At 65.3% G+C, this 18,359-nt stretch carries 17 protein-coding genes and 1 pseudogene; 12 read left to right on the top strand and 6 right to left on the bottom strand.

All coding sequences use genetic code 11. From position 1 onward, the window contains the following. The first annotated feature begins 118 nt into the window (after positions 1–118). The 5 genes from queA (at position 119) to secF (ending at position 6,098) form a co-directional block, all read left to right on the top strand. Positions 119–1,192, top strand: a complete 1,074-nt coding sequence (gene queA / locus C9I57_RS09240; RefSeq protein WP_107150327.1) for a tRNA preQ1(34) S-adenosylmethionine ribosyltransferase-isomerase QueA — start codon at positions 119–121, stop codon at positions 1,190–1,192. Next, positions 1,193–2,380, top strand: a complete 1,188-nt coding sequence (gene tgt, locus C9I57_RS09235; RefSeq protein ID WP_018439968.1) for a tRNA guanosine(34) transglycosylase Tgt — start codon at positions 1,193–1,195, stop codon at positions 2,378–2,380. Between the two features lie 123 nt (positions 2,381–2,503). Continuing rightward, on the top strand, positions 2,504–2,830 hold the full coding sequence (gene yajC, locus C9I57_RS09230; RefSeq protein ID WP_018439967.1) for a preprotein translocase subunit YajC: 327 nt from the start codon (positions 2,504–2,506) through the stop codon (positions 2,828–2,830). Between the two features lie 170 nt (positions 2,831–3,000). Continuing rightward, positions 3,001–5,052: a protein translocase subunit SecD gene (secD, locus tag C9I57_RS09225; RefSeq protein ID WP_107150326.1), complete on the top strand. Its 2,052-nt coding sequence runs from the start codon at positions 3,001–3,003 to the stop codon at positions 5,050–5,052. A gap of 95 nt (positions 5,053–5,147) precedes the next feature. After that, positions 5,148–6,098 (top strand): protein translocase subunit SecF, encoded by a 951-nt coding sequence (gene secF, locus C9I57_RS09220; RefSeq protein WP_107150325.1) that lies wholly within the window; start codon positions 5,148–5,150, stop codon positions 6,096–6,098. 130 nt (positions 6,099–6,228) lie between these two features. Here the strand turns inward: secF and C9I57_RS09215 are convergent, their stop codons facing one another. The 3 genes from C9I57_RS09215 to C9I57_RS09205 all read right to left on the bottom strand — a co-directional run bounded on the left by C9I57_RS09215 (position 6,229) and on the right by C9I57_RS09205 (position 8,073). Next, entirely contained in the window at positions 6,229–6,810 is a 582-nt protein-coding gene (locus C9I57_RS09215) for a YceI family protein (RefSeq protein ID WP_107150324.1), read from the bottom strand. Positions 6,811–6,889: 79 nt separating this feature from the next. After that, a complete protein-coding gene (locus tag C9I57_RS09210) occupies positions 6,890–7,459 on the bottom strand; it encodes a YceI family protein (protein ID WP_107150323.1) in 570 nt (189 codons plus the stop codon). Between the two features lie 38 nt (positions 7,460–7,497). Then, a complete protein-coding gene (locus C9I57_RS09205) occupies positions 7,498–8,073 on the bottom strand; it encodes a cytochrome b (protein ID WP_107150322.1) in 576 nt (191 codons plus the stop codon). Positions 8,074–8,401: 328 nt separating this feature from the next. Between C9I57_RS09205 and C9I57_RS09200 the strand changes: the two genes are divergently transcribed. From C9I57_RS09200 to C9I57_RS09165, 7 genes and pseudogenes are all read left to right on the top strand, one after another. Beyond that, on the top strand, positions 8,402–9,100 hold the full coding sequence (locus C9I57_RS09200) for a paraquat-inducible protein A (protein ID WP_107150321.1): 699 nt from the start codon (positions 8,402–8,404) through the stop codon (positions 9,098–9,100). Continuing rightward, positions 9,097–9,801, top strand: coding sequence for a paraquat-inducible protein A (locus tag C9I57_RS09195; protein WP_107150320.1), 705 nt, complete (start codon positions 9,097–9,099; stop codon positions 9,799–9,801). The genes C9I57_RS09200 and C9I57_RS09195 overlap by 4 nt, the downstream gene beginning before the upstream one ends. Beyond that, positions 9,794–11,461 carry a PqiB family protein gene (locus C9I57_RS09190; RefSeq protein WP_107150319.1) on the top strand — a complete coding sequence of 556 codons (1,668 nt, stop codon included), beginning with the start codon at positions 9,794–9,796 and terminating at the stop codon, positions 11,459–11,461. The genes C9I57_RS09195 and C9I57_RS09190 overlap by 8 nt, the downstream gene beginning before the upstream one ends. Further along, positions 11,458–12,198, top strand: a complete 741-nt coding sequence (locus C9I57_RS09185) for a PqiC family protein (protein ID WP_107150318.1) — start codon at positions 11,458–11,460, stop codon at positions 12,196–12,198. The genes C9I57_RS09190 and C9I57_RS09185 overlap by 4 nt, the downstream gene beginning before the upstream one ends. A gap of 139 nt (positions 12,199–12,337) precedes the next feature. After that, positions 12,338–13,666, top strand: coding sequence for a THUMP domain-containing class I SAM-dependent RNA methyltransferase (locus tag C9I57_RS09180; protein WP_107150603.1), 1,329 nt, complete (start codon positions 12,338–12,340; stop codon positions 13,664–13,666). A 284-nt stretch (positions 13,667–13,950) separates the two neighbouring features. Next, positions 13,951–14,361, top strand: a complete 411-nt coding sequence (locus tag C9I57_RS09170; protein ID WP_107150316.1) for a VOC family protein — start codon at positions 13,951–13,953, stop codon at positions 14,359–14,361. 10 nt (positions 14,362–14,371) lie between these two features. Beyond that, positions 14,372–15,061 (top strand): annotated as a pseudogene (locus C9I57_RS09165) (helix-turn-helix transcriptional regulator); the annotation flags it as partial. Positions 15,062–15,101: 40 nt separating this feature from the next. Here the strand turns inward: C9I57_RS09165 and C9I57_RS09160 are convergent. From C9I57_RS09160 to C9I57_RS09150, 3 genes are read right to left on the bottom strand one after another with little or no spacing between them, the layout of a single operon-like run. Beyond that, positions 15,102–16,553 (bottom strand): NAD(P)(+) transhydrogenase (Re/Si-specific) subunit beta, encoded by a 1,452-nt coding sequence (locus C9I57_RS09160; protein ID WP_107150314.1) that lies wholly within the window; start codon positions 16,551–16,553, stop codon positions 15,102–15,104. Then, on the bottom strand, positions 16,554–16,871 hold the full coding sequence (locus C9I57_RS09155) for a proton-translocating transhydrogenase family protein (protein ID WP_107150313.1): 318 nt from the start codon (positions 16,869–16,871) through the stop codon (positions 16,554–16,556). A gap of 34 nt (positions 16,872–16,905) precedes the next feature. After that, positions 16,906–18,057, bottom strand: a complete 1,152-nt coding sequence (locus tag C9I57_RS09150) for a Re/Si-specific NAD(P)(+) transhydrogenase subunit alpha (protein ID WP_107150602.1) — start codon at positions 18,055–18,057, stop codon at positions 16,906–16,908. Positions 18,058–18,359 lie beyond the last annotated feature (302 nt).

Here is an 18,359-nt window from a genome sequence, read left to right as displayed (position 1 = left end):
TCTTCGCAAGTACAATATCGGTTTCGTCATCAGCATCGCGCCCGGCACGTGGCCGGACGTCCCGCGATGATAGCGGCTCGCGAATTCCGCCGGGCCGCACACCGCCGATCAACGCAGCATGTTCACGCTTTCCGATTTCGATTTCAATCTACCGCCCGAGCTGATCGCTCAGGAGGCGCTGCCTCAGCGCAGCGCGAGCCGCCTGCTCGAGGTCGTCGCACCGAGACCGGGCGGCGATCCGCAAACCGTGACCGATACGATGCGCCTCGTCGATCGGCGCTTTGCCGAGCTTCCCGATTGCCTGACAGCCGGCGACTTGCTCGTTTTCAACGATACCAAGGTGCTCAAGGCGCGCTTTTTCGGCGTCAAGGGGAGCGGCGGTCGAATCGAGGTGCTCATCGAGCGCCTGACGGGCGAGCGCACCGCGTTGGCGCAGATTCGCGCAAGCAAGAGCCCCGCGCCAGGAACGACGCTGCGCCTCGCCGACGCGTTCGACGTGACTGTCGGCGAGCGCGTCGAACCGTTCTACACGCTTCATTTTCCCGAAGCCTGCCTCGAGCTGATCGAGCGCTTCGGCCGGCTGCCGCTGCCGCCCTACATCGAGCACGACCCGGATGCGACCGACGAAGCGCGCTATCAGACCGTCTTCGCGCGCAACCCGGGCGCCGTCGCGGCGCCGACGGCGGGTCTGCACTTCGACGATGCGCTGCTCGCCGAGCTCGATCGCCGCGGCATCGAGCGGGCGACGCTGACGCTGCACGTGGGCGCCGGCACGTTCCAGCCCGTGCGCGTCGAGAACATCGCCGAGCACAAGATGCACAGCGAGTGGTACCACCTCCCGCAGACGCTCGCCGACAAGATCGCGGCCACGCGCGCGCGCGGCGGCCGCGTCGTCGCGGTCGGCACGACGTCGCTGCGCGCGCTCGAAGCCGCGGCGCGCGATGCCGAAGCCGCCGGCCGGCCGCTCGAAGCCACTTCGGCCGAAACGGATATCTTCATCACGCCCGGCTACCGTTTTCGCGTGGTCGATCGGCTCATCACGAACTTCCATCTGCCGAAGTCGACGCTGCTGATGCTCGTCTCCGCGTTTGCCGGCATGGCGACGATACGCGAGGCCTATCGCCATGCGATCGAGGCGCGCTACCGCTTTTTCAGCTACGGCGACGCGATGTTGCTCACCAGGAGTCACTGAATGACCGACGGTCATCCGAACCATCACGACCCGATCGCATCGCCCGCCGCCGCGGGCGGCCTGCAATTCGAGCTGCTCGCCACCGACGGCCAGGCGCGCCGCGGCAGACTGACGCTCAACCATGGCGTCGTCGAGACGCCGATCTTCATGCCCGTCGGCACCTATGGCACAGTCAAGGCAATTCAGCCGCGCGAGCTCGAGGAAATCCAGGCGCGCATCATCCTCGGCAACACGTTTCACCTCTGGCTGCGGCCGGGCCTCGATACCGTCGCCGCGCACGGCGGGCTGCACGGCTTCATGGGCTGGCGCCGGCCGATCCTGACCGATTCGGGCGGCTTTCAGGTCTTCTCGCTCGGCGATCTGCGCAAGATCACCGAGGAAGGCGTCGCGTTCGCCTCGCCCGTCAACGGCGACAAGCTCTTTCTCTCGCCCGAAATCTCGATGCGGATCCAGCGCACGCTCAACTCCGACATCGTGATGCAGTTCGACGAATGCACGCCCTACGCAACCGACGGCGTGCCGACGAGCCACACGGAGGCCGCCGAGTCGATGCGCATGTCGCTGCGCTGGGCGAAGCGCTCCATCGACGAATTCGAGCGGCTCGCGAACCCGAATGCGCTTTTCGGCATCGTCCAGGGCGGCATGTACGAAGACCTGCGCGATGAATCGCTCGCGGGGCTCTCCGAAATCGGCTTTCACGGCATCGCGGTCGGGGGGCTTTCAGTGGGCGAGCCGAAGGAAGAGATGTTGCGCGTGCTCGCTCACGTCGGACCGCGGCTACCGGCCGACAAGCCGCACTACCTGATGGGCGTCGGCACGCCCGAGGACCTCGTGGCCGGCGTCGCGGCCGGCATCGATATGTTCGACTGCGTGATGCCGACGCGTAACGCGCGCAACGGCTGGCTCTTTACGCGCTTCGGCGACATCAAGATCCGCAACGCCCAGCACCGCAACACGCTGCGTCCGCTCGACGAGTGCTGCGGCTGCTACACCTGCCGCAACTTCACGCGCGGGTATTTGCACCATTTGCATCGCGTCGGCGAAATTCTCGGCGCGCAGCTCAACACCATTCACAACCTGCACTACTACCTCGAGCTGATGGGCGAAATGCGCGCCGCCATCGAGACGCAGACCTTCGACGCGTTCCGCAAGCGGTTCGCCGAGGAGCGCGCAAGAGGCACCGAATAGCCGCCGCGCGCGACGAGCGGGCATATGTCCGACTTCCGGGACCCGCGTCGCCGCGCAATACCGCAATGGTAAAATATCTGGCTATTTCGCGATCGTCCGATCGTCTTTTACGGAGAAACCAACGTGTCGATGATTTCCAACGCATTCGCGCAAGGGGCCGGCGGCGGCGCCGAATCGAATCTGATGAGCTTCCTGCCGTTCATCCTCATGTTCGCGGTGCTGTATTTCATCATGATCCGGCCCCAGATGAAGCGCCAGAAGGAGCACCGCAACATGCTCGCCGCGATGGCCAAGGGCGATGAGGTCGTGACGAACGGCGGCGTCGTCGGCAAGGTCACGAAGGTCGGCGATGCCTACGTCGGCGTCGAAATCGCCGAAGGCACCGAGATCCTCGTGCAAAAGGCGGCCGTCACCACGATCCTCCCGAAAGGCACGATCAAATCGCTCTGAAGCCGCCACGCTCCCATGTCGCGTCGATCAATGTTTCGATCGCTGCTTGAGATCGCCTCCCGCGCCTTCACGAGCCGGGCGGCGCGCCGGGTTTCCCCGCGCGCCCTCGCACCGGCCATGAAGACGCGGGACGCGGCGCTTTGACGCCCCTTCCCCGAACGGCGAATGCCATGAATCGTTATCCCCTTTGGAAATATGTCGTGATGGCCGTGGCGCTCGCCATCGGTCTTCTCTACACATTGCCCAACTTCTTCGGCGAAGCGCCGGCGGTGCAGGTGTTGAGCGGCAAGGCCACGGTCAAGCTCGATGCGTCGACGCTCGACAAGGTCGAAGCCGCGCTCGCCGCGAACCAGATCAAGCCTGACGACGTCACGTTCGACAATAGCGGCGCGAATGCCAACATCCGCGTGCGCCTGAAAGACACCGACACGCAGCTGCACGTGAAAGACGTCCTGCAAAAGGCGCTCAACACCGATCCGGCCGATCCGCAATACGTCGTCGCACTCAATCTGCAAAGCGCCTCGCCGCGCTGGCTGACGGCGCTGCGCGCGCTGCCGATGTACCTCGGGCTCGATTTGCGCGGCGGCGTCCACTTCCTTATGCAGATCGACATGGCGGGTGCGCTCGACAAGCGGCTCGACGCCGACGCGTCGGACGCGCGCACGTACTTGCGCGACAACAACATTCGCGACGGCGGCGTGAATCGCGTCGGCCAATCGGTCGTCGTGAGCTTTGCCGATGCGAACGTCGCCAATACGGCGCGCACGCAGCTCTCGCGCACCATCACCGAGCTGCAATGGAACACGCGGCCCGCGGCGCAAGGGGGCGGCGTCGAGCTCGTCGGCACGTTTGCGCCCGCCCAGCAGCAGACCGTCGAGGAAGCCGCCGTCAAGCAGAACATGCAGACGCTGCACAACCGCGTGAACGAGCTCGGCGTGGCCGAGCCCGTGATCCAGCAGCAAGGCGCCGACCGCATCGTCGTCGAGCTGCCGGGCGTGCAGGATACGGCGAAGGCAAAGGAAATCATCGGCCGCACGGCCACGCTCGAGGCGCGTCTCGCGGATCCGGTCAACACGCATCCGGCTCCGGGCGAGCCCGTGCCGCCCGGCGACGAGCTCTTCACCGAAGGCAATCAGGTGCCCGTGCTGCTGCGCAAGCAGGTCATCTTCACGGGCGATAGCATCATCGACGCGTCGGCCGGCTTCGACGAGCACCAACGCCCCTCCGTCAACATCCGCCTCAATTCGGCCGCGGGCCGCGCCGTCGCGAGCGTCTCGCGCGACAACATCGGCAAGCCGATGGCGATGGTGCTGTTCGAAAAGGGCAAAGGGCAGGTGCTGACGGTCGCGACGATCCAGTCCGAGCTCGGCGACCGCTTCCAGATCACGGGCCAGCCGACGCCGCAGGCCGCCGCCGATCTCGCGCTGCTGCTGCGCGCGGGCTCGCTCGCGGCACCGATGGACATCATCGAGGAGCGGACGATCGGACCAAGCCTCGGCGCCGACAACATCAAGAAGGGCTTCGACTCGGTCGTCTACGGCTTTGCCGCGATCACCGTGTTCATGATCGCCTACTATCTGCTCTTCGGCGTGGTTTCCGTGATCGGCCTGTCGGTCAACCTGCTGCTGCTCGTGGCCGTGCTCTCGTTGCTGCAAGCCACGCTGACGCTGCCCGGCATCGCCGCCATCGCGCTCGCGCTCGGTATGGCCATCGACTCAAACGTGCTCATCAACGAGCGCGTGCGCGAAGAGCTGCGCCACGGCGCGCCGCCGCAACTCGCGATCCAGAACGGCTACGCGCACGCCTGGGCGACGATCATCGACTCGAACGTGACGACGCTGATCGCCGGCCTCGCCCTGCTCGCGTTCGGCTCCGGGCCCGTGCGCGGTTTTGCCGTCGTGCACTGCATCGGCATCCTGACCTCGATGTTCTCGGCCGTGTTCTTCTCGCGCGGGCTCGTGAACTGGTGGTACGGCGGCAAGAAGAAGCTGAAGACGCTCTCGATCGGCCAGGTCTGGCGGCCCGCCGCGGCGGGAGCGGCAGCCGGCGCCGGCGCTTTCGGCGCGTCCGATGCGGGCAGCGATACGGCGGCGCTCGCGTCGTCGGTCGGCTCGCAACCGGCCCCCAAGGGCGGAAATCGAGGGGCTCGCGCAGGCAAGCCACAGTTGCGCAATCGCGCGCGCGAAACCGCGGCGCCGCGCAAACCGGATTCGTCCCGCTGACGGCTCGAGGCCGAGCGCTTATATGCCAAAAGGAAGGCGGCCCGCAGGGGCCGCCGAGCGGCTAAAGGGCCGATGACGGCCCGGAGAGAAACACGATGGAATTTTTCCGTATTCGCAACGACATTCCGTTCATGCAGCGCGCGTTGATTTTCAACGCGATCTCGTTCCTGACGTTCTTCGCGGCGGTGTTTTTCCTGCTGCATCGCGGGCTGCACCTGTCGGTCGAGTTCACGGGCGGCACCGTCATGGAAGTGCAGTACCCGCAGGCGGCGCAACTCGAGCCGGTGCGCACGACGCTCGGCAAGCTCGGCTATGGGGACGCACAGGTGCAGACGTTCGGCACGTCGCGCGACGTGATGATCCGTCTGCCATTGAAGACGGGGCTCTCGTCGGCGCAGCAAAGCAATCAGGTCATGACGGCGCTCAATCAGCAGGAGCCCGCCGCGAAGCTGCAGCGCGTCGAGTTCGTCGGCCCGCAGGTCGGCAAGGAGCTCGCGACGAACGGCCTGCTCGCGCTCGCATGCGTCGTCGTCGGCATCATGATCTACCTGTCGTTCCGCTTTGAATGGAAGTACGCGGTGGCGGGCATCATCGCGAACCTGCACGACGTCGTGATCATTCTCGGCTTCTTCGCATTCTTCCAATGGGAGTTTTCGCTGTCGGTGCTGGCTGCGGTGCTCGCGGTGCTTGGCTACTCGGTCAACGAGTCGGTCGTCATCTTCGACCGGATTCGCGAAACGTTCCGCCGCGAGCGCAAGATGACCGTCATGGAAGTCATCAACCACGCGATCACGAGCACGATGTCGCGCACGGTCATCACGCACGGTTGTACCGAAATGATGGTGCTGTCGATGTTCTTCTTCGGCGGCCCGACGCTGCACTACTTCGCTCTCGCGCTGACGATCGGCATTCTGTTCGGCATCTACTCGTCGGTCTTCGTGGCCGCCGCGCTCGCGATGTGGCTTGGCGTGAAGCGCGAAGATCTGCTGAAGGAAAAGCGGCAGCGCCACGATCCGAACGATCCGAATGCGGGCGCGCAGGTCTGAGGTCGGCAGCGCACCGTTTCGCGTCATTTGACGGACAAAAAAAACGCTTCGAGCGCCATGCTCGAAGCGTTTTTTTTATTGGCTCGCCCGACTAGCGCCCGTCATGCGCCAGCTTACGACGGCCGCGCGATTACTGCTGCTTGATCCCTTCAGCCTGGATCTGCAGCTTCGTATCCATGTTGAAGCCATACTTCTGCCCGAAATCGAGACCGAAATCGGCGCGATTGAAATCGCCGCTCGCCTCGACGCCGCACACTTCACGCTTGAGCATCGGGTGCGGCATGCACTTGAAGGAATCGATCTTCAGGTCGACAGGCTTCGTCACGCCGTGCAGCGTCAGCTCGCCGATTACTTCGACGGGCTTGTCGCCGTCGAACTTTATCTTCGTGCCCTTGTAAGTGGCCGTCGGGAACTTCGTCACGTCGAAGAATTCGTCCTTCTTCAAATGCTCGTCGAGCTTGGCGTTGCCCGTATCGATCGAGGCCGGATCGATCGTCACGTCGACCGTACCCGTCTTTGCCTGCCGATCGAGCGTCACGGTACCCGTCGTCTTCGTGAACTTGCCGCGCCAGACCGACAAGCCGCCGAAATGATCGGCCGCGAAGCTCGGGTACGTGTGGTTCGGGTCGAGCTGATACGTATCCGCAGCGAAGACGCTGCCCGACAGCGTCGCCGCCAATGCCGCGGCGGCGATAAGGACATTCTTTTTCACAACCGATTCTCCTGATGCGAGCACCGCCGAACGGGCGGCAACGTTGAATAAACGAGGGAAGATCGCAAGATTGCGCCGGTCAGCCTTTCTTCGCCGCCGAGACAATATGGAACTTGATGACGACGTCGTCGGCGACGACCGAGGTATCCTTCCACTCCCCGGTGCCGACGTCGAAGGCCGAGCGCTTGATCGGCACGGCGCCGTCGAACACTTGAGCGGCCCCCTGCTGCGTCACCGTCACGGGGACGACGACGGTCTGGCTCTTGCCCTTGATCGTCAGCTTGCCCGTCACGTTGTATCTGTTGCCGCCGGCGGGCGCAATGGCGCTCGAGACGAAAGTAGCCGTCGGATACGTCTTCGCGTCGAACCAGTCTTTGCCGGCCACCTGATCGTTGTATTCCTTATCGCCGAGATCGTAGCTGCGCACGTCCACGGAGAATTGCGCACTGCCGGCCGTCGGCTTCGACGGATCGAAGCTCACCTCGGCCGTGAACTTCGTGAACTTGCCATCCACGGGCACGTTCATTTGTTTCGACGTCGCGACGATCGAGCTCTTCGCGGAATCGACCTGCGCGAGCGCGGCCCCCGAGGCTGCCAGTGTCGCGGCCGCGAATGCGGCCAGCATGTAGCGATAGAACGAAGCTTTCATTCAGGTGTCACTCTTGAAAGGTCACTTGGGAAGTCGGATCACTTCAGAAACGGAATCATCCGCGAAAGAAGGCCGTCGCGGTCGAGCCACTGATGCTTGAGGGCGGCCACCACATGCAGGACGACGAGCGCGGCGAGGCAATAGTCGAGCGTGATATGCGTCGTTTTGAGCACTTCCTTCAGCATCGGATCGGGCGCGATGATGCGCGGCAACGGCACGATGCCGAGGTAGACGACGGGCACGTTCGCGGCCGAGCTATAGAGATATCCGGTAACGGGCACGGCGATCATCAGCAGGTAGATGAAGCCGTGGATGGCATGCGCCAGCGCGCGCTCCCAGCCGCGCATGTGCTCGGGCAGCGGCGGCGCCTTGTGCGTCAAGCGCCAGACGATGCGCAGCACGATGAGCGCGAACGCGGTCACGCCTATCCACTTGTGCCACGAGAAATAACGGAGCTTATCGGGCGTGAATCCCGGAATGCTCGTCATGACGAGACCGATCGCAAACGCACTGACGATGAGCAGCGCGATGACCCAATGAAAGGTGATTGCGGTGCTCGTGTAAGCATCGGACTGCGAAAATGATGGCCGCGAAGGCCGGATTTCAGTCGACATGGCAGGATATCGAGTTACCAGGTATTTTGCCGAGAATGGCGACGGCGGCCCCATCCCGTACGGCCGCCATGCTACCGCAAGCCAAGAGACCGTGTGGCCCCCAATTTTGTCCAAAATCGAACCCGGGAACGGCAACTGCTAAACGCGGACAAAGGACAGTCTATTCCGCGCTTCGCCGTCGCGCATGCTCCGGCCCCTTTCCGCGGATCGTCCGCAACGCGTCCGCGCGGGGCCATTTGGTAAGATTGGCGCGGGTTTGCCGCTCGTTTGCAGCGCCTCGAGTCTCGCTCGTCAACCGCCGCCCCGCCCGGGCGACGCACTGTTGCCTATGGATCGACTGAATCTGATTGCATGTCATGAATGCGACGCACTGTTGCGCAAGCCGCGCGATTCAAAGCAGGCGAACGCGCGCTGCCCGCGTTGCGGCGCCGTGCTGTCGCGCTCGAGCTCGATGCACGTCGAGCGCATTGCCGCGCTCGCAATGGCGGCGCTGATCACGTTCCTTATCGCGCAGGGCTTTCCAATCGTCGAGCTCGAGTTGAACGGCATCACGTCGCAAACGACGCTGATTGGCGCGCTCGTGGCCCTTTGGAGCGAGGACATGCAGATCGTCGCCGTGCTCGTGTTCTGCTCGACGATCCTCTTTCCGCTCGTCGAGCTGACCTCGCTGCTCTATGTCCTGCTGCCGATCCGAGCCGGCGTCGTGCCGCCCGGCTTCCATTCCGTGCTGCGCGCGATTCAATTCGTGCGCCCCTGGGGCATGATCGAAGTGCTCATGCTCGGCATTCTAGTGACGATCGTTAAAATGACGAGCCTCGCCCGCGTCGTTCCCGAAGCGGCGCTCTTTGCATTCGGCGGGCTGACGCTGATGCTGGCTGTGGTCGTCATGTTCGATCCGCGTGTGCTCTGGGACATGGCCGATCGCCTGAACGCGCGCCAAGGCGACGCCCCGGCAGCGCGCGAGCGGCGCGCGGCCCACGCCGCGGCGGCGGAGCGAACGGCACCTACGCGCATCGAGCCGCGATGAGATACGTCACGGCGGCAGCCGCGGGACTGATCGCTTGCCATGCGTGCGGCAACGTCGAGGCGCGCCGCGCCGCGGGGCGCGGGCAGCACGCGGAACGCGCCACCGCCACCGCCACCGCCGCGCGCCAGCGCTGCTCGCGCTGCGGCACGGTGCTGCACCAGCGCAACCCGGACAGCATCATGCGAACATGGGCCTTGCTGATCGCGGCAGCATTGCTCTATATCCCGGCCAATCTGCTGCCGATCCTGCACACGACGTCGCTGTTCGGCAACGAAGACGACACGATCATGAGCGGCGTCGTCTACTTCTGGGTATCGGGAGACTGGCCGCTCGCGATCATCGTGTTCGTCGCGAGCATCCTCGTGCCAATGCTGAAGCTCGCCGTGCTGGCGCTGCTCGCACTGACGGCGCAGCGCCGCTCGAGCTGGCGCACGCACGAGCGCGCGAGGCTTTATCGAATCATCGAGCATATCGGCCGCTGGTCGATGCTCGACGTATTCGTGATCACGCTGACAGTTGCGCTCGTGCGCTTCCGGTCGCTCGCGGTCATCACCGCGGGCTGGGGCGCGCTCGCGTTCGCCGCCGTCGTGGTGCTGACCATGATCGCATCGATGCAGTTCGACCCGCGCCTCATCTGGGACTGCGCCGATGAAGCAGAAGCCGGACGCCTAGAAAGGAACCAGGAACAACGACATGAATAGCCCGAATCAAGAGCCCGGCAACCCGTCCGGAGGCTCGAACGGCGGCTCGAACGGCGGCTCGGGCCTTCCGCCCGATCTGCCGGAGCCGGTCACCGCACGCCGCGGCGGCTGGCTGCCCTCGCTCGTCTGGGTCGTGCCGCTCATTGCGGCGCTGATCGGCATTGCGCTCGTCGTGAAGTCGGTCGTCGACCGCGGTCCGACCATCTCGATCAGCTTCACGAACGCGGAGGGCCTCGAGGCCGCCAAGACGAAGGTCAAGTACAAGAACGTCGACATCGGCACCGTCAAGACGATTCGCCTTTCGAAGGACCATACGCGCGTCATCGTCGAAGTGCAGCTCACGAAGGAAGCGTCCGACTTCGCCGTCGAAGACACGCGCTTCTGGGTCGTGCGTCCGCGCATCGGCACGACTGGCGTGTCGGGCCTCGGCACGCTGCTTTCGGGGGCGTACATTGGCGTCGATCTGGGCCGCTCCCACCAAGGAGAGACCGACTTCAAGGGGCTCGAAACGCCGCCTGCGGTAACCGGCGACCAGCGCGGGCGGCGCTACACGCTGCAGGGTGATTCGCTCGGCTCGATCGATATCGGCTCGCCCGTCTACTATCGGCGCGTTCAGGTCGGGCAGGTTGTCGGCTTCTCGCTCGACAAGGATGGCAAGGGCGTCACGATACAGGTCTTCGTCGATGCGCCCTACGATCAGTACGTCGGCGAGAACTCGCGCTGGTGGCATGCGAGCGGTGTGGATCTGCGGCTCGATTCGAGCGGGCTCAAACTCAATACGCAATCGCTCGCAACCGTCATCGTCGGCGGTCTCGCGTTCCAGTCTCCACCAGGGCAGGCGGTCGGGCAGGAAGCGCCAGACAACATGACTTTCCGCCTAGCGGGCAGCGAATCGGCCGCCATGCGCGAGCCGGACGGCCCGGCCTTCACGGTCGTCATGAACTTCAACCAATCGCTGCGGGGCCTCTCTCTGGGTGCCAGCGTCGACTTCCGCGGCATCGAGCTCGGCGAAGTCACGCAGATCGGAGTCGACTACGATGCCAGGACGCACAGCATCACGATGCCCGTCACGATGAACCTCTATCCGAACCGGCTCGGCACGCGGTTCCGCGACGCGCTCGCGAAGACCGGTCCGGATGCCGACAAGACCCTGCTCACGCAACTCGTGGCGCGCGGCTTGCGCGGCCAACTGCGCACCGGGAACCTGCTGACGAACCAGCTCTACGTGGCGCTCGACGTGTTCCCGAACGCACCGCATGTCGCGTTCAATCCCGACGCGACGCCGCTCACGCTGCCGACCGTGCCGAACACGCTCGAAGAACTACAGGTTCAGTTGGCCGACATCGCGAGCAAGCTCGACAAAATCCCGTTCGACGAACTGAGCAAGAACCTGAACGGCACGTTGAAGAATGCCGACAGCCTCTTTAAGCGGCTCGACACGGAAGTCGCGCCGCAGGCGCGAGACACGCTTGCGGCCGCGCAAAAGACGTTCGGCGCCGCGCAGCAGACATTGCAGCAGGACTCGCCGATGCAGTCAGACGTGCATCAGGCGCTGACGCAACTCACGCAGACGCTGCAGTCGCTCAACGCGCTCGCCGATTACCTCGAACGCCACCCCGAATCGCTGCTGCGCGGCAAGGCAAAGGATACGAACCCGTGAAGTCCCTTCGACCCTCGCGCTCATACGGCGCCTACGTTCGCATCGCGCTTTGCGCGAGCGTGGCGGCATTGGCGGCTTGTGCCTCGCCGCCCGCCCATTTCTATACGCTCGGATCGGGCGGAGCGGCATCGGTGTCCACGGCGTCCACGGCATCCGCCGCGCCGGCGGCCGCCCCCGCCACGGCGGCCGATCGCGCGACAAGCCCGGCCTTCTTGATCGAAGTCCCGCCCGTCGACGTCCCCACGCAAGTCGCGCGCAATCAGCTCGTGGTGCAAAAAGGCGGCTCGGGCGTCGACGTGCTCGAGCAAGAGCGATGGGTGTCGCCGCCGGCCGATGAAATCCGCCGCGCGCTCTCGGGCGATCTCGCGGCTCGCCTCGACACGTTCGACGTCTATGGCGCGCCCTATCCGAACGGCGTGCCGGTCTACCGCATCACCGTCAACGTGCGACGCTTCGAATCGTGGCTCGGCTCACGCGCGGTGCTCGATGCGGTGTGGAGCGTGCGCAAGGTCGGCAGCGAATCGGTGCTGACCTGCCATACGCTCGCGCAGGTCTCCGTCGGTTCCGGCTACGCCGCGCTCGTCGACGGACATCGGCAAGCCGTCGCGCAAATGGCCGACGGGATCGCCGCGGCTGTGCGCGCCGGCGCTTCCGGCCGCGGTGTGCCGTCGACGCCGAGCGGGCAATGCGCGACGGGCAAGCCATCATCCGGCAAGGCCGGCGCCGGCGCGGCCTAGCGCCTTCCGCGCGGAAAGGAGCGGCTGCGCTGACCGCCGGCGCCAGCGGCTTCAACCGACAGGGCTGGCGCGCCGCTCGCCTCGGGTGCGGACGACCGACCCGCGTACAATGACGGCTTTGCACGCAGGCCGCCGCTTTATGTCATCCCCCATGCCGTTCGATTTCTTCGCTCCCTGCCCGCGCGGTCTCGAAGCGGCACTTGCCGCCGAGCTGGCCGAGATCGGCGCCCGCCATCTCACAGGAGCTGGCACGCCGCCCCTCGAGCAGGGCGCGCAGGTGCCGGGCGGCGTCCACTTCCGCGGCGGCTGGGCGGCCGGAATGGCCGCCAATCTCCATTCGCGCATTGCAAGCCGCGTGCTGCTGAAAATCGCCGAGCGACCCTATCGCAACGAGCAGGACATCTACGCGTTGGCGGCCGAGCAGCAATGGGAGAAATGGTTTTCGGCGAGCGAAACGCTGCGCGTCGATCTGACCGCCATCAAGTCGCCGCTGCGCAGCCTCGAATTCGCGACGCTGCGCGTGAAGGATGCGGTCTGCGATCGTCTGCGCAGCGTGAGCGGCGCGCGGCCGAGTGTCGATACCGCGCAACCGGACGTGCGCGTCTTCGCCTTCCTCACGGCAAGCGAGTGCACGCTCTATCTCGATACTTCGGGCGAACCGCTCTTCAAGCGCGGTTGGCGCCTCGATAAAGGCGCGGCGCCATTGCGCGAGAACCTCGCGGCCGGCATCCTGCGTCAGACCGGCTGGGCGCCCGGCACGCCGCTTTACGATCCGATGTGCGGCAGCGGCACTTTCCTCGCCGAGGCCGCGCAAGTGGCGCTCGGTATCGCGCCGGGCGTCGAGCGCCGTTTTGGCTTCGAGAAGCTGAAGCAGTACGACATCACGGCATGGCAGACGCTGAAAGTCGCCGCGATCGATGCAAAACGCGCCGCGCGCGCTTCGCGTCCCGACGACCTGCTCCTCTTCGGCAGCGACATTTCAGGCGACATGCTCATCAAGGCGCGCGCGAACCTCGAGCGCGCGGGCCTGCCGCCGCTTCCTCTGAAGCAACTCGACGCACGCGCCATCACGCCGCCCTCCGCGATGCCCGGCATCATCGTCGCGAATCCGCCTTATGGCGAGCGCATCGCCGTGCGCGGGCGCGGTCCGCGCGGGGAGACGCGCGAACGCGAGCGCGACGCGGACGAAGGATTCAGGCGCGCGCAACCCGACGCCCCGGACGCGGAGTTCTTTCACGCGTTCGGCGACGCCCTCAAGCAGCGCTTCGCCGGCTGGCGTGCCTTCGTGCTGACGGCCGATCGCAAACTGCCGGGCCAGATGAGGTTGCGCGAGTCGACCAAAACGCCGCTTTTCAACGGTGCGCTCGAATGCCGGCTTTTTCGCTTCGACCTTGTCGCGGGCAGTGTGAAGGCTGCGCGCGCCGACAACGCGGACGACAAGGCGGACGACAAGCCGGCGAAACGCTGAGCGAGCCACCCACCGAATCCACCCGCCTCAGGTGCGAAGCGCTCCCGCGCCTTCTTCATCACGGCGACGGGCGGGCGACGATCACGCGGTCTCAAGCAGTCCTGACAAACGGCAAAATGACGCGGCCCGTCCGCCTGCCGACGCCATCGCCGCGGCGGACATCCTGCTGACAGAACGGTGTCAGCAGCGCTGTCTCAAAATCCGTCTCACTTCGCTGCGCCAGCCTGCCGTTCGGCGCGCGAACGTTGACCTTGCGGCACCTGCCGCTCTCAATGGAGACTGCCATGACTGCTGCTACTGCTACCGCTACTGCCGCGCGCGTGATCAATTGGTTCGAAATCCCGGCCATCGATTTCGAGCGTGCCGTTCGTTTCTACGAAGCCGTTCTCGACGCGGACTTGCCGCGCGAGGTCATCGGCGGTGTGCCGATGGCACTCTTCGCGCACGGCGATGACGCAACGGGCGGCTGCATCGTCCATAACCCCGGCCAGATGCGCCCGGCCGAAAACAACGCGGGCGTGCTCGTCTACCTGAATGCGGAGCCGTCGGTCCAAGCCGCGCTGAATCGCGTCGCGAAAGCGGGCGGCAAGCAAGTTGGCTCGCTGGTGGAGCTGCCGAACAATTACGGCTATATTGGCTTCTTCTTCGACAGCGAGGGCAACAGGGTGGGACTCCACTCGACGACACTGCGCTGATCACCCGACTGCCATGAGCCGCCGCGCCGATCGTCTATTTCAAATCGCCGAGCTGTTGCGCGGCCGTCGCTTGACGACTGCGCAGCAACTCGCCGAGTGGCTCAGCGTTTCGCCGCGTACCGTCTACCGGGACGTACGCGACTTGCAGCTATCGGGCGTGCCGATCGAGGGCGAGGCCGGCATCGGCTACCGGCTGAGCCGCTCGGCGAGCCTGCCGCCGCTGATGTTCACGGCCGATGAGCTGGCCGCCCTCGCGGCCGGTGCGCGCATGATCGAGACGTGGGGCGGCACTGGACTGGCGAGCGGCGCGAGAAGCGCGCTCGCGAAAATCGCGTCGGCCATGCCGGCCGACAAGCGGGCGACGATCGAGCGCCTTGCGGTATTCGCGCCTTCCTATCGCGTGAACCGGCAGTTTTCCGAAAACATCGATGCGCTGCATCGCGCCGTGGACAGGCACCACGTCGTCAGCATGTCTTACGAGGACAAGAAAGGCGCACGGACTCAGCGGCGCATCTGGCCGCTCAGCCTCGTCTACTGGGGCGGACAATGGACGGTCGGGGCATGGTGCGAGCTGCGCTCGGACTTCCGCAACTTCGACATCTCCCGCATGACCGAGGTGACGCCGCAAGAGCCGTTTCCCGACATGGAGGGGCGACGGCTCGCCGACTATATGAGGCGTGTAGAGACGCCGTCGGCTTAGCCGCTCGAGCACTCCGCCTATCCGGCGGCCGCGCCCCCCCTCACTCCACCGACTTCACCATATCCTCGATGACCTTCTTCGCATCGCCGAAGACCATCATCGTCTTGTCCATGTAGAAGAGGTCGTTGTCGAGCCCCGCATAGCCGGCCGCCATCGACCGTTTGTTGACGATCACCGTGCGCGCCTTGTAGGCCTCGATGATCGGCATGCCGGCGATCGGCGATTTCGGATCGTTCTTCGCGGCGGGGTTCACCACGTCGTTCGCGCCGAGCACGAGCACGACGTCGGTCTGCCCGAACTCGTTATTGATGTCTTCCATCTCGAAGACGAGGTCGTACGGCACCTCCGCTTCGGCGAGCAGCACGTTCATATGACCCGGCATGCGGCCCGCCACGGGGTGAATCGCATAGCGCACGTCGACGCCCTTCTCCACGAGCTTGTCCGTCAACTCTTTCAGCGCATGCTGAGCGCGCGCCACCGCGAGCCCGTAGCCGGGCACGATGACGATCGTCTCGGCATTGCCGAGCATGAACGCGGCGTCTTCGGCCGAACCCGATTTGACGGGCCGCTGCTCGCCGCCGCCCGTGGCCGTCGCCCCCGGCTCGGCTCCGAAGCCGCCCAGCAGCACGTTGAAGAACGACCGGTTCATCGCATGGCACATGATGTACGAGAGGATCGCGCCCGATGAGCCGACGAGCGAGCCCGCCACGATCAGCATCGCGTTGTTCAGCGAAAAGCCGATGCCGGCCGCCGCCCATCCGGAGTACGAGTTCAGCATCGAAACGACGACGGGCATATCCGCGCCGCCGATCGGAATGATGATGAGCACGCCCAACGCAAACGCGATGAGCGTCATGATGATGAACGGCAACCACGACTGCGTGAGAAAGAAGATGATGCCGAAGCCGAGCATGCCGAGCGCGAGCATCAGGTTCAGCAGATGCTGCCCGGGGTAGACGACAGGCGCGCCTTGAAAGAGGCGGAACTTGTACTTGCCCGAGAGCTTGCCGAACGCGATGACCGAACCCGAGAACGTGATGGCGCCGACGAACGTGCCGATGAAGAGCTCGATCCGGTTGCCGTACGGCAGAAAGCCCGCGTAGGGCGCGTCGGGCGGCACGAGCCCGAACGCGGCCGGCTCGTAGACGACGGCGTAGGCAATCGCCACGGCTGCCAAACCGATCAGCGAGTGCATCGCCGCGACGAGCTCGGGCATCTTCGTCATCTCGACGCGCGCGGCGACGAACGCGCCGATCGCCCCGCCGACGACGAGCGCCGCAAAGAGCAGCCCGAGCCCCAGCCCGAGATTCGAGCCGAAGAGCGCCGCCTGCTTGACGATGAGCGCCACCGTCGTGAGGATCGCGATCGCCATCCCCACCATGCCGAAGACGTTGCCCGCGCGCGCACTCTTCGGATTCGACAGCCCCTTCAAGGCCTGAATGAAGCAGATCGACGCCAGCAGATAGAGGAGCGTAACGACGTTCATGCTCATTTATGCGCCCTCCTTCGTTAGCTTCTTCGGCTCTTTCTTCTTGAACATTTCGAGCATGCGGCGCGTCACCAGGAAGCCGCCGAACACGTTGACGGCGGCGAGCAGCACCGCGAGTGTGCCGAAAAACTTGCCGGGACCGCCCACGGTCAAGCCCGTGGCAAGCATCGCCCCTACGATGACGATCGCAGAGATCGCGTTCGTCACGGCCATGAGCGGCGTATGCAGCGCGGGCGTGACGTTCCAGACCACGTGATAGCCGACATAGACGGCCAGCACGAAGATGATCAGATTGATGACCGTGTGATTGATCACTTCCATCGTCGCTTCTCCTTAGCCTTGTTCGCGCTGGGCATCACGCGCTGCGTGCAAGCGCGCCGTCGCGGGTCAACAGTGTCGCCGCGACGATGTCGTCCGCCATGTCGATATTGAGCGCTCCCTCTTTCGTCACGATGAGCTTCAGGAAGTCGAGCAGGTTGCGCGCATACAGCGACGACGCATCGGCCGCCACCATCGCGGGCAGATTCGTATGCCCGACGATCGTGACGCCATGCTTCGTGACCACCCGATCCGGCTCGGTCAACGGACAGTTGCCGCCGCGCACGCCGGGCTCTCCAGGCAACCCGGGCCCGCGGCCCGCCGCGAGATCGACGATGACGGAGCCGGGACGCATTGCCTCGACCGTCTCGGCCGAAATCAACGTCGGCGCATCGCGCCCGGGAATCAGCGCCGTCGTGATGACGATGTCCGATTGCTTCGCGCGCTCATGCACGGCCGTCGACTGGCGCGCGAGCCAGCTCGCCGGCATCGGCCGCGCATAGCCGCCCACGCCCTCCGCGGCTTCGCGCTCTTCCTGCGTCTCGTAAGGAACGTCGATGAACTTGCCCCCGAGCGATTCGATCTGCTCCTTCACGGCCGGCCGCACGTCCGACGCTTCGATGACGGCACCGAGCCGCCGCGCGGTAGCGATCGCCTGCAGCCCCGCCACGCCCGCGCCGAGCACGAGCACGCGCGCGGCCTTCACCGTGCCCGCGGCCGTCATCAGCATCGGCATGAATCGCGGATAAAGATCGGCGGCGATCAGCACCGCCTTATAGCCGGCGATGTTCGCCTGCGAGGAAAGGACGTCGAGGCTTTGCGCGCGCGTCGTGCGCGGCGCGGCTTCGAGCGCGAACGCCGTGACGCCGGCGGCGGCGAGACGAGCGGTGTTCTCGGTATTGAACGGTTCGAGCATGCCGACGAGCACCGCGCCGCGCTTCATCGTCGCGAGCTCGCTATCGACAGGCGATTGGACTTTGAGGACAAGGTCGGCCCCGAACGCCGTCGCGGCATCGACGAGCTCGGCACCGGCGGCGGCGAACGCCTCGTCGGTGAAGCTCGCGGCGCTGCCCGCCCCTCGCTCGACCGTGACGCGATGCCCTGCCGCGACGTATTTCTTGATCGTCTCGGGCGTCGCGGCCACGCGCGCTTCGTGCGCGCGCGTCTCGGCTGGCACTCCGATATGCATCGTGGAATCCTCCTCACCTTCTCGTTGTTCAAGTGCTGCGAAGACTGAAGACGGGCCGACGATGCTGCGCCGGCTCATCTCGAGATACACGGCTTGCACGACTCATTCGGTACGAACGCACTCGATTCGCATGCCGCAGCCCGTTCCGGCGGACTGACGGCCTCTCGCTCGAGGCGCGCTGAAGCGTCACTTTAACCGAAGTTGCGCGGCGCGAACGAATTCGGTTTGGATCGCCGCTCGCCGAGGATGCTGGCCGGAGGGCCGCTCGCCGAACTCGTTCCCCGCCAGCGGGCGCCTCGGGC

Origin of the sequence: Trinickia symbiotica, assembly GCF_003028655.1 — a bacterium.
Classification (GTDB): Bacteria; Pseudomonadota; Gammaproteobacteria; order Burkholderiales; family Burkholderiaceae; genus Trinickia; species Trinickia symbiotica_A.
The sequence above is the reverse complement of the archived record's forward strand: the minus strand, read 5'-3'. Positions and strand labels throughout refer to the sequence as shown.

Coding starts and splice junctions, on each gene's coding strand:
- queA (WP_107150327.1), top strand. CDS start 119: ATGTTCACGCTTTCCGATTTCGATTTCAATCTACCGCCCGAGCTGATC.
- tgt (WP_018439968.1), top strand. CDS start 1,193: ATGACCGACGGTCATCCGAACCATCACGACCCGATCGCATCGCCCGCC.
- secD (WP_107150326.1), top strand. CDS start 3,001: ATGAATCGTTATCCCCTTTGGAAATATGTCGTGATGGCCGTGGCGCTC.
- secF (WP_107150325.1), top strand. CDS start 5,148: ATGGAATTTTTCCGTATTCGCAACGACATTCCGTTCATGCAGCGCGCG.
- C9I57_RS09210 (WP_107150323.1), bottom strand. CDS start 7,459: ATGAAAGCTTCGTTCTATCGCTACATGCTGGCCGCATTCGCGGCCGCG.
- C9I57_RS09205 (WP_107150322.1), bottom strand. CDS start 8,073: ATGTCGACTGAAATCCGGCCTTCGCGGCCATCATTTTCGCAGTCCGAT.
- C9I57_RS09200 (WP_107150321.1), top strand. CDS start 8,402: ATGGATCGACTGAATCTGATTGCATGTCATGAATGCGACGCACTGTTG.
- C9I57_RS09195 (WP_107150320.1), top strand. CDS start 9,097: ATGAGATACGTCACGGCGGCAGCCGCGGGACTGATCGCTTGCCATGCG.
- C9I57_RS09190 (WP_107150319.1), top strand. CDS start 9,794: ATGAATAGCCCGAATCAAGAGCCCGGCAACCCGTCCGGAGGCTCGAAC.
- C9I57_RS09180 (WP_107150603.1), top strand. CDS start 12,338: ATGTCATCCCCCATGCCGTTCGATTTCTTCGCTCCCTGCCCGCGCGGT.
- C9I57_RS09170 (WP_107150316.1), top strand. CDS start 13,951: ATGACTGCTGCTACTGCTACCGCTACTGCCGCGCGCGTGATCAATTGG.
- C9I57_RS09160 (WP_107150314.1), bottom strand. CDS start 16,553: ATGAGCATGAACGTCGTTACGCTCCTCTATCTGCTGGCGTCGATCTGC.
- C9I57_RS09155 (WP_107150313.1), bottom strand. CDS start 16,871: ATGGAAGTGATCAATCACACGGTCATCAATCTGATCATCTTCGTGCTG.
- C9I57_RS09150 (WP_107150602.1), bottom strand. CDS start 18,057: ATGCATATCGGAGTGCCAGCCGAGACGCGCGCGCACGAAGCGCGCGTG.